Genomic DNA, 15,205 nt, shown 5'->3' with positions numbered 1-15,205 from the left:
CCGGAATCGGCCTTATGCAACGTCTGCCCCGAAGCTTAAAATGCCCCAGTGATCTACGCTATAAAGCCCGCACCTTTTTATGAAGGTACGGGCTTTTTGCAATCTATGCTCTGAGGTTTTGAGCATAAGAAACCCGGCTATGCCAGTTTTCCTGCTTATGCACACTCAACTCAAGCAAAAACTCATGCTTCTTCAGTTAAAGTGTCCAAACGCTTTAGAAGAACAGCACGGGTTTCCTCATCAACAAACGCTGCTTCCAGCGCATTCTTTGTGATGGATTTCTGGATGTCACGCGTCCAGCCAAACACACGAGATGTTTCAACATACTCATGGCCAAGCGTTGTGTGGAAGAATGGCGGATCATCGGAATTGAGGGTGATACGCACACCTGCCTGACGCAGCATGTTTACCGGGTGGAAGCGCAGGTTTGAGTAGACACCGAGCGCAATGTTGGAATGCGGGCACACCTCAAGGGTGATTTCCTCATCCACAAGACGCTGAACCAGCGCGTCGTCTTCTACGGCACGCACACCGTGACCAATACGGGTGATCTTCAGATAATCCAGTGCATCACGCACGCTTTCAGCACCACCGAACTCACCAGCATGGGCTGTGAGGCCGAGACCAGCTTCACGGGCCATAGCGAAGGCTTTTTCGAAATCCTTTGCCGGGCCAATGCGCTCGTCACCAGCCAGACCGAAGCCTGTTACCATTGGGTGTGGGTTGTCGATGACAGCCTTGACTGCGCCTTCAACGGATTCAGCGCCTTCATGACGCACGCCGAGTGGAACCAGACGACCTTCGATGCCTGTGTCAGCTTTTGCGCGTTCAAGACCGGCTATGAGGCCTTCCAGATAGGAATTGTAGCTCAGGCCTGCTTTGATTGCATGATCAGGAGAGATAAACACCTCCGCATAGATCACGCCTTCAGCTGCCAGCATCTTGTAGTAGGTTTCAGCCAGTTCTGCATAATCGCCCGGGCGGCGGAACAGAGATGCTGCAACATCGTACTGCTGAATAAAGGTGGTAAAGTCATGCCAGCTGTAGGCTCCGTTGGTGTCGAACAGATCACCCAGATCTACATCATAGCGTTGAGCCAGCTTTCTTACGAGCGTTGGAGGTGCTGCACCTTCAATGTGGCAGTGCAGTTCGGCACGTGGCACCACGTTCTGCTTTGGTCTCATTTCTTAAAATCCGTGCATTGGCTTGTCTTTAGCCCGAGTAATCCAGTTGTCATCCGACCATTTTGCGGTTCCGTCTACCATATGTACAGCATAGGCATGGCGGGACTTATCAGAGCGGTTCGGAGCAGATTTGTGCGGCACAAGTCCGTGAAGGATAACAAGGGTCCCTTTGGGGGCAACAAGTGGCGCCGCATCATCTGCAGATTTTTCGAGTGGGGTTTCGTCTAGGGTCTCCATCACAAGGCCTTCGCCGTTGTAATGGAAGCGTTTGCGAAGCGGTCCTTGATGACCACCTGGAACGCCATACAAACCACCGTTGGTTTCATCCGCATCTTCCAAAGCGAACCAGAAGCCTGTGCAGGTCAACGGCGCTGTGTGGAGGAATGTGGAGTCCTGATGGTTGTTTACTTCTCCGCCGATGTGAGGCGGTTTGAAGATGTACATGGACTGAGCGAGCAGTGGCTCTGTCAGTCCGATATCTTTGGCCACGCGTTCCATTTTCGGGGAGCGTGAAAACTGTTCAAACACAGGGTCATAGTCATGCAGAGCATGACCGACTTTGTTCAGTGCCTGATGTTTGTCTTTGGTCAGAGCACCATTTTCGTCAAATGCTTCTGCCTCGAAGAAGAAACGGATTTTATCACCGCTTTCACGGAAATAAGCGTCCTTCGCATGCGTCTGCGCATTGGTTTCAAACACGGACGCGACTGTTGACGGGTCAAACTCGTCAATCAGGTGAGCCATGCGTGCTTTCAACTGATCGCACTCTTCCGGCGATGCAAATCCTTCAAGAACGAGGAAGCCGTCCTCTTCAAACGCCTGCTTCATCTCAGGCGTTAAGCTTCCATCTTGCTGTGCAGTAAACGTGCGAGCCTGCATGCTGCATTCCCCTCTCATGTAACACGACGGATGCCTCTCCCAGCATCCTCAGAGCATGCCGCGTTCCTTTAAAGTCACGCATCATGCTCCAACATTTTTATTGGAGTGAATTCTTGCCGTTTGATTGTGTCCAAACAAACGGAACGCACTCTAACAATTGCAAATCATAGGCAATTCAGAAATATATCGCGGTACACTAAACCGGGCAAACAATGCTTGCCCGGCTTATTTTCAAAATTTCCTAGTGGATCTACAGAAAACTATTTCCGTTTTCGCCAGTTGAAATTCCAAGATGTTTGGCAACGGACTCGCCCATATCAGCGAAAGTCGGGCGTTTTCCGATGTTGGAACCCTTCTCGCCTTTCACCAGAGCCAGTACAGGAACATGCTCACGTGTGTGGTCTGTGCCTTTCCAGGTTGGGTCACAACCGTGGTCGGCAGTCAGAATGAGCAGGTCGCCGTCGTTCATCTTTTCGATCATCTCTGGCAGACGCTTGTCGAAGTGTTCCAGAGCTGCGGCATAACCCGGCACGTCACGGCGGTGGCCGTAGAGCATGTCGAAGTCAACGAAGTTGGAGAACACGAGGTCTCCGTCTTTCGCCAGATCCATTGCTTCCAAAGTGCGGTCAAAGAGCTGATCGTTGCCAGCACCCTTCAGCAGTTTGGTGATGCCTTGTGCTGCGTAGATGTCGGAGATCTTACCGACAGCAATCACCTGACGGCCAGCATCTTCCAAACGATCCAGAACTGTTGGAGCCGGTGGCAGAACAGAGTAGTCGCGACGGTTTGAAGTCCGCTCGAAGCCAGCTTCAGCAGAACCCTCAAACGGGCGGGCAATCACACGACCGATGTTGTATTCGTCTACCAGCGTGCGGCACTTCACGCAGAGATCCAGCAGGCGCTCAAGGCCAAAGCTCTCTTCGTGTGCAGCGATCTGAAGAACACTGTCTGCAGAGGTGTAGATGATTGGCTTACCGGTTTTGACATGCTCTTCACCGAATTCTTCGATGACAACAGTGCCAGAACCGTGTGTCAGGCACAGAACGCCCGGCAGTTCACCAACTTCAATGATCTTTTCGATCAACTCAGCGGGGAAGGACGGGTTTTCATCCGGGAAGTAGCCCCAGTCGAAAGTGACTGGTACGCCAGCAATTTCCCAGTGACCGGATGGTGTGTCTTTACCGTTGGAAACTTCAGCAGCAAAACCCCAATGGGATTCTGGTGTGCCGGAGAAATCCAGGCCTTTAATGTCTTTGCCAGTGGATGCACGAGCGGCAGCACCCAGTCCAAGACGATCCATGTTTGGCAAGGAGAGAGGACCGCTGCGCAGACCTTCTTTATCGCCTTTACCTTCTGCACATGCATCGGCAATGTGACCAAGAGTGTCGGAGCCGACATCGCCAAACTTGTCAGCATCGTCGGCTGCGCCGATACCGAAGCTGTCGAGTACACACATAATTGCGCGTGGCATTCGCGTTTCCTTAGTTTTTGGAGGACAGCTCTCAATCAGATAATTGTCTGCTCAAAAGAGGTGAGAGGCTGTCCTACCAGTTAATTATTGCTGCGCAGATTAAGGCGCAATACGGTCACGGATTGTGTCGAACTCTTTAACGTCCGCTGCAGAACCGAAGGTGTAAGCATCACGCAGAACTTTCTCTGCACGCTCTACCTGATCTTCAGTGTGTGCGTGGATGACAGCGATTGGAGTTTCGCTGTCTACGGACGTACCAACACCAGCGATGTCTGTGAGACCAACAGCAGGATCGATTTCGTCCGCTGCGGCACGACGACCACCACCAAGTTCAACAACTGCGAGACCAACTGCACGTGCATCAACACCAGTCACCAAAGATGCTTCTGGCACATGAATTGCGCGTTGGATCGGAGCCTTTGCAAGGTATGCTTCTGGCTTCTCCATGAAGTCGTTTGGACCGCCGAGTTCACCGACCATCTTGCCGAAGAGTTCAGCTGCCTTTCCGGAGGTGAAGGCTTCTTCCATCTTCTTCTTACCGTCATCAACGCTGTCAGCAAGACCTGAGTTGGCAAGACCTTCTGCACCAATTGCAACGGTCACATCCCACAGACGATTGTCAACGTGGGTGCCTTTCAGGAAGTCTACAGCGTTCTGAACTTCGATCGCGTTACCAGCTGCAGATGCCAGAGACTCGTTCATATCTGTGAGCAATGCGGTGGTTTTAAGACCTGCACCGTTTGCAACAAGAACGAGACTTTCGGCCAGAGCTTTTGCGTCTTCGTAGTTCGCCATGAATGCGCCGGTGCCCCACTTAACGTCGAGAACCAGAGTTTCAAGGCCAGCTGCCAGCTTTTTGGACAGGATGGACGCGGTGATGAGATCAATGCTCTCAACAGTCGCGGTCACGTCACGGATACCGTAGAAGCGCTTGTCAGCAGGTGCGAGGTCGCCAGTCTGGCCGATGATCGCACAACCAACTTCACGAACAACCTTGCGGAACAGTTCGTTGGATGGTTTTGCGGAGTAGCCCGGAATGGTTTCCAGCTTGTCCAGAGTACCGCCGGTGTGGCCGAGGCCGCGACCGGAGATCATTGGAACAGCAGCACCGTTTGCAGCAAGTGCAGGCGCAAGCATCAGAGAAACGTTGTCGCCAACACCACCCGTGGAGTGCTTGTCAACGACTGGTGCGCCGATGTCGGACCAGTCAAGAACGTCACCGCTGTCACGCATGCCGAGTGTCAGTGCAACACGCTCGTCAACACTGAGACCCTGGAAGAACACGGCCATTGCCAGAGCAGCAACCTGTCCTTCGGTTACGCTGTTATCAGTGATGCCCTTTACAAAGAACTGAATTTCTTCAGCTGTCAGGACTTCGCCTTCACGTTTCTTACGAACGATTTCTTGAGGAAGCATATCAGTAGGTCTCTTTAGTGTCGTTATCACGGCCTTCGATGCCAGCGAGCACTGCATCAAGCAGGCCACTTGCGCCGAAACGGAACGTTGCTGAGGATACCCAGTTGCTGCCCATCAAGTCGTCAGCCAGTTTCAGGTATTCAGCTGCTTCTTCTACAGTGCGCACACCACCAGCTGGCTTGAAGCCAACAACACGGTGATCTTCCTTGGAAGTTTCACGCAGTACGTTGAGCATGATTTCCGCAGCTTCGAGAGTTGCGTTGACTTCTACTTTACCTGTTGAGGTTTTGATGAAGTCTGCGCCTTGTGCAATTGCAATTTCAGAAGCCAGGTGGATCAGACGAGGATCCTTCAGCTCACCGGTTTCAAGGATAACCTTGAGCTGTGCTGGAGCAGGAATTGCACCACGAACCTGTTTGATCTGATCTTCAGCGAAACCACGGCGGCCTTCTGCGAATGCGCGATATGGCATGACGAGATCAACTTCGTCCGCGCCGTCAGCAACAGCCTTTTTGGTTTCTTCGATCACTGCTGCAGTGTCTTCACCACCAGCAGGGAAGTTCACAACAGTCGCGATGCGAACTGGAGAGTTCTTCAGAAGCTCAGCAGCCTGCTTTACAAAGCGAGGCCAGATGCAGATGGCTGCGGTGTGACCGTAAGGTGTAGTTGAGCGCTCAATAAGTGCTGCTACATCTTCTGCAGTGCAGTCATCATTCAGGTTGGTTAGATCGATAAGTCCTAGAGCACGCTTTGCTATTTCTTTTGTTGATGCTTCGGTCATTTTGCCAGTTTCCTTCAAGCCATGTTTTTGAGGAAGGCACGCAAAATCTTTTTGATCTTGGCCGCTCCGAGCGGGGCCATTTCCTTGGTTTCATCATGAGAGAGGCCGTGGGCTTGTAGGCCAGCTCCCATATTGGTGATGGTGGAGATTGCTGCGACGCGCATGCCGAGGAAGCGAGACATAATCACTTCCGGTACGGTGGACATGCCAACGGCATCAGCACCGAGCACCTGAGACATGCGAATTTCTGCCGGTGTCTCGAAAGACGGGCCGGAGAACCACATGTAGACGCCCTCTTCGAGGTCTTCACCAGTTTCAGCAGCTGCTTTTTTGAGCTGCTCACGAAGCTCTGGGTCGTATGCGGCGGAAAGATCGAGGAAACGGCTCTCGTCTTCTTCGCCGATGAGCGGGTTCAGACCAGACCAGTTGATGTGGTCATTGATCAGCATTGGAGAACCCGGCTTGATATTTTCACGCAGGGAGCCTGCAGCGTTGGTTGCAACGATTGTGTCACAGCCAAGTGCTTTGAGGGTCTCAAGCGGAGTGCGCATCACGGATGGGTTGCCGCTCTCATAGTAGTGTGCACGACCGGACAAAATAACAACCGGGACACCTTCCAGAGTGCCTGCAACCAGCTCACTTGCGTGCGCGGTAACAGAAGAGACAGGGAAACCGGTGAGACGGTTGTAAGACACACGAACCGCGTCTTCCACTTCGTCAGCCAGAGAACCCAGACCAGAACCGAGGATCATCCCAACTTTATAATCACCTGGGCGAGCAGCGCGTACAATTTCCGCTGATTCCTTACCAAATCCGCTCATAATCAATCCTCAATCTGTTCATTCAATTCAAAGCCAGCAGGCAGCAGTTCTTCCATGGTGAAGGTTTTACGCAGACCTTCGAGGTTGGCTACATGGATCTTGATCTGCTTGTTGCTTGCAAATTCAGAAAGTTTTTGACGACACCCACCGCATGGTGTGCACAGCGCGGCGTCTGCCAGCACTACAACCTCATTGATCTTGGTAGAGCCACCGCGGATCATTGCCGCGATTGCTCCGCCTTCAGCACAGGTGCCTTCCGGGTAGGCGCCGTTTTCGACGTTACATCCGGAGACGACTTTGCCATCAGTGGTGAGCAATGCAGCGCCCACCTTGAAGTTGGAGTATGGCGCATAGGCGGTTTCTCGTGCCGCCTTTGCTTCTTCAAAAAGCTTGTCAAATGCGCTCATTATTATTGTCCTTATGTACGCTCTTTAACATATGGGATACCAGATGCTTTCGGTGGGATTGCGCGACCGATAAAGCCGGCAAGAAGAACCACAGTCAGCACGTAAGGCAGAGCCTGGAAGACCTGAACAGGCACTTCACCAATTCCAGGAATTTCCTGGCCCTGAAGACGGATTGCCAATGCATCTAGGAAACCAAAGAGAAGGCATGTGAACATGGCGTTCACTGGCTTCCACTTTGCAAAGATAAGAGCTGCCAGAGCAATAAAGCCCTTGCCCGCACTCATATCTTTAATAAATCCGGCGCCCTGAGCAACAGACAGGTAAGCACCAGAGAACCCGCAGAGAATACCACAAATGATTGTCGCACGGTAACGTAGCAGTGTTACTGATAGACCTGCTGTGTCAGCTGCGGAAGGGTTCTCACCTACTGCGCGAAGACGCAGACCAAAGCGGGTTCTGAAAATGATCCACCAGGTCAACGGTACGGCAGCGAAAGATGCATAAACCAGAATGTTGTGACCAGAGATCAGATTGGCATAGATCGGACCCAGCACAGGCACGTTTGCCAGAGTGTCGGCGAATGGCAGCGTGAGGCTTTCAAAGCGGGTTGCCGGAGACAGAGCCGGTGTTCGTCCACCTTGAGAGAACCATGCCTGACCCAGCAATACGGTTAGACCAGCTGCAAGGAAGTTGATCGCCACACCGGAAACCACCTGGTTGCCGCGTTGACTGATAGATGCGTAACCGTGCACCAGTGCCAGCATAACGGAAACCATGATACCCGCCAGAAGGCCGATCCACGGGCTCTGGAAGACGTAGGCTGCGGCAGCGGCAGCAAAAGCTGCGCCGAGGATCTTACCTTCCAGACCGATATCAACGATACCGGAGCGCTCTGAAAACAGGCCAGCAAGGCACGCAAACAGAAGAGGAGTTGACAGGCGGAATGTGCTGTCGAGAACAAGAATGATTGTGTCTAACATGTCCGTCTCCCTATGCTTCTGCTGTGCTTGATGAGAAGCGATCGAAGAACGCTACAACTGCTGGGCGGAACATATGCTCAAGAGCACCAGCGAAGAGAATAACCAGGGCCTGAATGACCACGATCATGTCGCGTGAGATTGTTGGGATTTCGAACGCCAGCTCTGCGCCGCCCTGATAGAGCAGGCCAAAGAGCATGGAGGCGAGAATAATCCCGATCGGATGCCCTCGTCCCATCAGCGCTACCGCGATACCAACGAAGCCTGCACCACCTGCGAAGTCGAGAAGCAAGCGTGTCTGCTCACCCATCACAACGTTGATGCCCATCAAGCCAGCAAGAGCACCGGAAATCAGCATGGTTACAACAGTGATGCGCACCGGAGAGATGCCAGCGTAGGCTGCTGCATCCGGGTTTGCACCGAAGCTGCGGATTTCATAGCCAAGCTTGGTGTGCCAGATCAGAAGCCAGACCACCACGCAAACAGCGAGAGCGAGGAAGAACGCCAGGTTCACAGGAGACTGACCGAAGTCGAAGCTTGAGAAGACGTTTCTGAGCAGTGGAAGCTGACCGCCAGCCTCGAAGTTACGAGAGGATGGGGACATCGTGCCCTGAGGGATCAGGATGTTAGACAGCAGGTACACCATCAACGCGGATGCGATGAAGTTGAACATGATCGTCGTAATAACGATGTGAGAGCCGCGCTTTGCCTGCAGGTAACCCGGAATGAATGCCCAGGCTGCACCGAATACAGCACCACCGATAATCGCGAATGGGAACGTCACCCACCATGGAACAAAGCGGTCCATGGCGAGGCAGACCAGTGCGATACCCAGACCGCCGACATAGGCCTGACCTTCACCACCAATGTTAAACAGACCAGCGTGGAAAGCGACTGCCACAGCCAGGCCCGTAAAGATAAAGTTGGTTGCGTAGTAGAGGGTATAGCCAAAGCCTTCACCGTAACCCAGCGCACCCCAAACGAGCCATTTAACGGCTTCGAATGGATCTTCGCCAATTACTACAACGACCAAGCCAGAGATGATAAATGCCGCGAGCAGGTTGAGGGCCGGTAAAACACCGTAGTCAACCCAACGAGGAAGTTGCCCCTTACTCATTTCTGTGTTCCCCCAAATGTCAGGTCAAAGCAAATTTTGTTGTTAAACAGGGAGTTCATGATCATTCTGCTGCCTCTTGATTGACACCAGCCATGAGAAGACCAAGATCCTGCTCTGTTGCTTCTGGCCCGCGTTCACCAACCACGTTGCCATCAAACATGACAATGATGCGGTCGGAGAGTGAACGAATTTCTTCAAGCTCCACGGATACAAGAAGGACAGCTTTGCCCTGCGCGCGCATGTCCATGATCCGGTTGTGGATGTACTCAATCGCACCAATATCAACACCGCGTGTCGGCTGACCGATCAGAAGAACGTCCGGGTTACACTCAATTTCACGTGCCAGAACGATTTTCTGCTGGTTACCGCCAGAGAACTTTGCAGCTGTCATTTCGGTGGTTGGAGGGCGAATGTCGTACTTCTCGATGCGTTCCTTAGCTTCCTTACGGATTGCATCTTTATTGAGGAACATACCTTTTGAGTATTTCGGTTCGCGATGGTAGCCGAGAATGGAGTTCTCATATTCTGCGAACTTGTTGACCAGCCCCATCCGGTGGCGATCTTCAGGTACGTGGCTCATTCCCTTGGTGCGCATTTCAGCTGCATTATGTGCCGCTGAGAGGTCCAACGACTCGCCTGACAGCTCCATCTTGCCGCTTTCGGCGCGGGTGATGCCGGAAAGAGCTGCGAGGAGTTCAGACTGACCGTTGCCGGAAACGCCTGCGATACCAAGAACTTCACCTGCACGCACTTCGAAGGAAACATCCTTCACGCGCATCACGCCGCGATCATCCCGAACGTTGAGGCCTTCCACTTTGAGGAGAGGCTTGCCAACTTCGACTTCAGGCTTGTCCACTTCCAGAAGAACACTGCGGCCAACCATAAGTTCAGCCAGTTCTTCCATGGAGGTTTGAGCAGTTTTGCGAGAGGCCACCATTTCACCACGACGCATCACGGACACCGTATCGGTTACATCCATGATCTCACGCAGTTTATGGGTGATCAGCAGAACTGTTTTACCCTGATCGCGCAGTACGCGAAGAATGCGGAAGAGGTGATCAGCCTCAGACGGTGTCAAAACACCGGTCGGCTCATCAAGAATGAGAATGTCTGCACCGCGGTACAGAGCCTTCAGGATCTCTACTCGCTGCTGCAAACCAACTGGCAACTCACCCACGACTGCGTCGGGGTCAATTGTCATGTCGTATTCGTCTGCCAAACGCTTAAGTTCGCGACGTGCGTTTGCTACACCATCTTTCAACAGTGCGCCGCCCTCAGCGCCAAGAATAACGTTTTCTAGAACTGTGAATGGATCGACGAGCATAAAATGCTGGTGCACCATACCGATGCCCTGCGCAATCGCGCTCTTCGAATCAGGAATAGTGGTTGTCTTGTCATCGATCTTAATTGTTCCGCTATCGGCATGGTAAAAACCGTAGAGGATCGACATCAAGGTGGATTTGCCCGCTCCGTTCTCCCCAATGATGCCGTGAATGGACCCTTTTCCTACAACAAGGTCAATGTCCTTGTTTGCTTGAACAGGCCCAAAACTTTTACTTACGCCAATTAACTCGATGGCAGGTACATTGCTTTCAGCCACTGTTGCCCGGCCTTTCTGGTCTATAAAATCAATAACTTGCGCATCAATCTCGTTCCTACTTTCGAAGTACACCGTTTCAAAAGCGTTGCCCCACCCCCAGGAGAAGCAGAGAACAGATCCCAATGCAGTTATCCTCGTTTCCTCCTCAACCTTCGCTCCCAAAGGCTGAAAACTCTACTCGGGCTACAGGGGTGCAAGTCCCTCATAAATCCCTTCAAGACTGAAAGTCTGGAAGGAGTGGTCGTTCCGAAGAACCACCGTAAGCGAAAATGCCCACACCAGACAGTGCGGGCACTTTCCATTAGATTAGAACGGACAGGTAGAATCCACCATGTAATCGTGAACTTCTACTTTGCCAGAAATAATATCCATCTTTGCCTGTTCAACTGCAGACTGCATTTCTGCTGTGATGAGAGGCTTGTTATACTCGTCGTAAGACCAGGAAACACCATTCTCAGCAAGGCCGAGAACTTCAACACCTGAGCTCCACTTGCCTTCTTTAGCGTCTGTCAGTACCTTATCAACAGCAACATCTACGCCCTTAATCATAGAAGTGAGAATAGAGCCTGGATGCAAATGGTTCTGGTTAGAGTCAACACCAATACCCAGCTTCCCCTCATCCGCTGCAGCTTGCAGAACGCCTGTGCCAGTGGAACCTGCAGCATGGAAAACAATGTCTGCCCCACGAGCGAACTGGGAACGGGCAAGTTCCCCCCCCTTCAGAGGGTCAGTCCAGGCAGCACCAGTGGTACCAACCATATTTTCAAGAACCTGAATATCTGGCTTGACGTATTTGGCACCTTGCTTGTAACCGCATGCAAACTTGCGGATCAAAGGAATATCCATACCACCGACGAAACCAATCGTATTGGTTTCCGTTGTCATCCCAGCTAACAGACCAACAAGAAATGAGCCTTCCCCTTCCTTGAAAACGATGGAACGAACATTTGGCAGATCGACAACGGCATCAACGATAGCAAAGTGGGTGTCTGGAAATTCTTTCGCGACTTTTTCCAGTGCTGTTGCTTGTGCAAAACCAATTGTAATAATTGGGTCCAGTCCACGTCGCGCGAAGTTACGCAGAGCCTGTTCACGCTGAGATGGATTCTGGATCTCAAAATCGCGGAACTTGATGCCTGTACGTTCTTCGAACTGCAACGCGCCTTTGTAAGCAGCTTCATTGAAAGACCGGTCATTACGACCGCCGAAATCATAAACGACTGCGGGCTTGAAAGTTTCTGCCATAGCTCCAGTCGTCATGACTGCTGCTAAAGCAACTGCACCGAGGATTGTTGTGGTTTTCACGGTTTCTTCCTTATTATATCTTCCCGTAGAGCGGAAAGGATTCTCCCTTAAGAAGAACAGACTCCCAACTTACGTCTTTGCTTCGAGCTCGTTCTCTTTCAGCAGGCCAGCGAGTTCTCTGGCCAAAACCTCATCGATGATCAGATCTTTGATGATGCCGGTCGCCAATGCTGCCAGTGTTGCTTTCGCCTTACGGTAACCGCCAACGATCGCGACAACATGCGCCTTACGGACGTCATCAAAGTGCAATCCAACTGCTTTTTCGTTTAGAGAACAGGCCACTTCGTTGCCGTCAATGTCGACAAAGCGGCCCATCACGTCAGAACAAGCGCCGCTTTCCAGCAGTTCTTCACGTTCTTCAGAGGTAATCAGCTTGCGTTGTACAAGGTGGCCTTCCTTCTCAACGGACCCGATGCCGATGATGAAGAGTTCTGCGGCCTTAGCTCTCGCGAGCAGCTCCTGTACAGCGCCCTGAGACACAAAGGTGTCTCTTTCTGCTTTGGTTTCAGCAATATAAGGAACAGGAAGATAGAAACCTTCACCGCCCGTCTTCGCACATAGCTGCTGCACAACATCATACGGGTTGGCAGAAAGACGACGGGTGAGCGAGCCGGATACGGACAGCAGCTCAAGCTCTGGAAGATGCACACGAGGCATTGCCTCGATGGTGGACTGGAGCGTGCGCCCCATGCCTACGCCAATGCGCTTAGGTGGATTCGTTGTAAAAAGTGAATGAAGGTATTGGCCAGCAAAAGATGAAACTGCCGTGAAAGAGTCTGTTTCGTCACCGCTGCCAAGATCCGGAGCAATAAAGCAATTTTCCAGATTCATTCGCTTGCAGAGAAATTGTTCTAATTCAACGCATTCAGAAGGCCGGGCTTCGATATGAAATTTTATCAAGCCTTCTTTTTGAGCATGTGCTATTAGGCGATGAACTTTTGCAGGAGAAACCCCAAGGCGGCCAGCAATCTCTCCCTGAGTGCTTCGGCCAATGAAAGACATCCAAGCGGCCCTAATGGCCAAAGATGTGGTCCATTCGTCTGCCTTCATGGTCTAGCCTCTTATATTCCTATATGGCTTTCTGGAAATACCTCCAGAATCCATTCCCAATTTTCCTACCGAAATGCTCAGTTTCAGAGCTTCTGAGCACTCCCCCAAATCAGATAAGAATATTTCTTCACCACGTGAGAAATATTTCAGACACACATTTGCATTAGGTGAAACGGAAGGTCAAGGAAATAAACTGCGCGATTTGCAGAATCTTATTGCTAGCTAACTAAACCACTGTTTTTGCCATACTAATAAAATCAAATAGCTTCAGTTCAAGTACTTGCGGAAATTACTTAGGTTACGACTCACGTTTCAGGTCAAATTTGCAAAGAGATCATGAAGAAATTAATCAACTTTATGTAACATTTGATCAACTCTCAATATTTGCAAAATAAACAAAATATTTTCAACGCACTAACTGGCACAACATTTGTCGCCGCAAAATCTTCAGATGGCGTTTACTGGCAAATCAAACAGTTATTTTCCACAGAGCCAGCTTAATACAACCCTATATATATCAATGCTAGTGAATGGTCTTCCACATTCATGGATGACCGTGGGAATACTATGGATGTAACCTGTTTTCGTTAGCTCAGTGCCGATTGCAGCAAAATAAAAAAATCGAGGCGGGGAGGTCCGTGACCGGGACACCCTGAATCTTGCAAAAAAGGAGGCTGAAAATGCGGCCCATGTGCACAAAACCCCTCACTGCGATTGCGGGCGCATTCGCACTTGGTGGTTTCTTGTTTTCTACCCCCATCCTGGCAACTTCCAATACTCATGCATCTTTGAACTTCGATATGTCCAAGGAGGTGGACCTTGAACTGGTTCTGGCCGTGGACATTTCTCAGAGCATGGATCCAGAGGAACAGCGCATTCAAAGAGAAGGGTATGTTGCGGCACTGACATCTGACGAGGTGCTTGATGCGATCAAATACGGCCCCATCGGTCGCATTGCTGTTGCCTACATGGAGTGGGGTGGCAAAGACGAGCACTTTGTTGTTGCGGACTGGACCATTATTTCGGACGAGGCAACTGCGGGTAAGTTTGCAGGCAAGATTGCCGAGGCCCCCTTGCGCCGGGTACAGCGCACTTCCATCTCCTCCGCGCTGACACAGGCGGTCAATCTGGTCATCGCAAACGAATACAACGGCATGCGTCAGGTCATCGACATCTCCGGCGATGGTCCGAACAATCAGGGCAGTGCTGTCACCGAAGCGCGTGATGCTGCAATTGCGCAGGGTATGACAGTCAACGGCCTCCCTTTGATGCTGAAGGAAGAGAGTATTTCTTGGCAGTCCATGCTGCATCTGGACCATTATTACGAGGACTGCGTAATTGGTGGACCTGGGGCATTTTCAATCCCGGTCCGCTCCAAGGAAGGCTTCAGTGATGCCATCCGCATGAAACTTGTGCTGGAGATTGCCGGTCTTGTCGATGACAAACCCAAATTCATCCGCGCCAAGTCACGCAGAGACATGGTCATGTGCTCTTTGTTCGACTGATACTGCTGGCTCCGAAATGTTTCGGAAACCTGTGTATGACCTGCTGCCGTTTGTCGCCGCTCAAATATCAGACACAAACGGCGCAAGTTGACTCTTTCAAAGCCTGTCAAGACGCGCTAAAGGATAAGTAATCCCAAGAGACTTAGAGCATGCCGCGCACAGTTTCAGGCAAGCTCTAAGTTTTTGTTTCTGCGTGTCCCTCTCCGAAAAACGGAACCACCTTTCAGGGATGCGCTCCAGCGACGTGTTGACGGAGCCTAAATGACCGAGCGTAGAACTCTCGCCCTTATCGCCCACGATGCCAAAAAAGACGAAATGGTCGCGTTTGCCAAATTGCACGAAAGCAAACTCGTCAACTACAAGCTTTTTGCGACGGGGACAACGGGTGGCCGTATTCAGGAGGCATGTCCATCTCTGGATGTAGAACGCATGAAAAGCGGCCCGCTTGGTGGTGACCAGCAGATTGGCGCAATGATTGCTGACCGCGCCTTGGATGGCCTGTTCTTCTTTGTCGACCCCCTCTCCCCAATGCCGCATGATGTGGATGTGAAAGCATTGATGCGTCTGGCGCTGGTCTACGATATTCCAATGGCGTTGAACCGCAGTACAGCAGACATCATTTTGCGCTCTGCACGCTTAGCGGGACTTTCCACTTCCTCGCAGACACCAGAAATTTCCAGCCAACAATAAAG

General features: G+C 51.5%; 14 protein-coding genes. 2 read left to right on the top strand and 12 right to left on the bottom strand.

Annotation, left to right across the window (positions count from 1 at the left end; genetic code table 11):
• Window positions 1-182: 182 nt before the first annotated feature.
• The 12 genes from PsWM33_RS14970 to PsWM33_RS14915 form a co-directional block, all read right to left on the bottom strand.
• Window positions 183-1,184 carry an adenosine deaminase gene (locus tag PsWM33_RS14970; RefSeq protein WP_063286758.1) on the bottom strand — a complete coding sequence of 334 codons (1,002 nt, stop codon included), beginning with the start codon at window positions 1,182-1,184 and terminating at the stop codon, window positions 183-185.
• Window positions 1,185-1,187: 3 nt separating this feature from the next.
• The gene (locus PsWM33_RS14965) at window positions 1,188-2,063 is read right to left on the bottom strand and encodes a phytanoyl-CoA dioxygenase family protein (protein ID WP_063295148.1); all 876 of its coding nucleotides are present in this window, start codon (window positions 2,061-2,063) and stop codon (window positions 1,188-1,190) included.
• Window positions 2,064-2,313: 250 nt separating this feature from the next.
• Window positions 2,314-3,534: a phosphopentomutase gene (locus PsWM33_RS14960; protein ID WP_063286756.1), complete on the bottom strand. Its 1,221-nt coding sequence runs from the start codon at window positions 3,532-3,534 to the stop codon at window positions 2,314-2,316.
• A 99-nt stretch (window positions 3,535-3,633) separates the two neighbouring features.
• Window positions 3,634-4,950, bottom strand: a complete 1,317-nt coding sequence (gene deoA / locus PsWM33_RS14955; RefSeq protein ID WP_057464185.1) for a thymidine phosphorylase — start codon at window positions 4,948-4,950, stop codon at window positions 3,634-3,636.
• 1 nt (window position 4,951) lies between these two features.
• Complete coding sequence (deoC, locus tag PsWM33_RS14950) at window positions 4,952-5,731, bottom strand: deoxyribose-phosphate aldolase (protein WP_057464250.1); 780 nt, start codon at window positions 5,729-5,731, stop codon at window positions 4,952-4,954.
• Between the two features lie 14 nt (window positions 5,732-5,745).
• On the bottom strand, window positions 5,746-6,552 hold the full coding sequence (locus PsWM33_RS14945; protein WP_063286755.1) for a purine-nucleoside phosphorylase: 807 nt from the start codon (window positions 6,550-6,552) through the stop codon (window positions 5,746-5,748).
• Window positions 6,553-6,554: 2 nt separating this feature from the next.
• On the bottom strand, window positions 6,555-6,959 hold the full coding sequence (cdd, locus tag PsWM33_RS14940; RefSeq protein ID WP_057464187.1) for a cytidine deaminase: 405 nt from the start codon (window positions 6,957-6,959) through the stop codon (window positions 6,555-6,557).
• 11 nt (window positions 6,960-6,970) lie between these two features.
• The gene (locus tag PsWM33_RS14935; protein WP_057464188.1) at window positions 6,971-7,939 is read right to left on the bottom strand and encodes an ABC transporter permease; all 969 of its coding nucleotides are present in this window, start codon (window positions 7,937-7,939) and stop codon (window positions 6,971-6,973) included.
• A 10-nt stretch (window positions 7,940-7,949) separates the two neighbouring features.
• Window positions 7,950-9,053, bottom strand: coding sequence for an ABC transporter permease (locus tag PsWM33_RS14930; RefSeq protein ID WP_063286754.1), 1,104 nt, complete (start codon window positions 9,051-9,053; stop codon window positions 7,950-7,952).
• A 61-nt stretch (window positions 9,054-9,114) separates the two neighbouring features.
• Complete coding sequence (locus PsWM33_RS14925) at window positions 9,115-10,653, bottom strand: ABC transporter ATP-binding protein (RefSeq protein WP_063300784.1); 1,539 nt, start codon at window positions 10,651-10,653, stop codon at window positions 9,115-9,117.
• 306 nt (window positions 10,654-10,959) lie between these two features.
• Window positions 10,960-11,958 (bottom strand): BMP family lipoprotein, encoded by a 999-nt coding sequence (locus tag PsWM33_RS14920; protein ID WP_063300752.1) that lies wholly within the window; start codon window positions 11,956-11,958, stop codon window positions 10,960-10,962.
• Between the two features lie 69 nt (window positions 11,959-12,027).
• The gene (locus tag PsWM33_RS14915; RefSeq protein ID WP_244272480.1) at window positions 12,028-12,960 is read right to left on the bottom strand and encodes a sugar-binding transcriptional regulator; all 933 of its coding nucleotides are present in this window, start codon (window positions 12,958-12,960) and stop codon (window positions 12,028-12,030) included.
• 728 nt (window positions 12,961-13,688) lie between these two features.
• Between PsWM33_RS14915 and PsWM33_RS14910 the strand changes: the two genes are divergently transcribed.
• Both PsWM33_RS14910 and PsWM33_RS14905 read left to right on the top strand, forming a co-directional pair.
• On the top strand, window positions 13,689-14,513 hold the full coding sequence (locus PsWM33_RS14910) for a DUF1194 domain-containing protein (RefSeq protein WP_208860247.1): 825 nt from the start codon (window positions 13,689-13,691) through the stop codon (window positions 14,511-14,513).
• Window positions 14,514-14,774: 261 nt separating this feature from the next.
• Entirely contained in the window at window positions 14,775-15,203 is a 429-nt protein-coding gene (locus PsWM33_RS14905) for a methylglyoxal synthase (RefSeq protein ID WP_063300751.1), read from the top strand.
• Window positions 15,204-15,205 lie beyond the last annotated feature (2 nt).

Source organism: Pseudovibrio sp. WM33, from assembly GCF_001623165.1.
In the GTDB taxonomy this organism is placed as follows: Bacteria; Pseudomonadota; Alphaproteobacteria; order Rhizobiales; family Stappiaceae; genus Pseudovibrio.
Note: the sequence above shows the minus strand (reverse complement) of the source record. Positions and strands in the feature narration are given on the sequence as shown.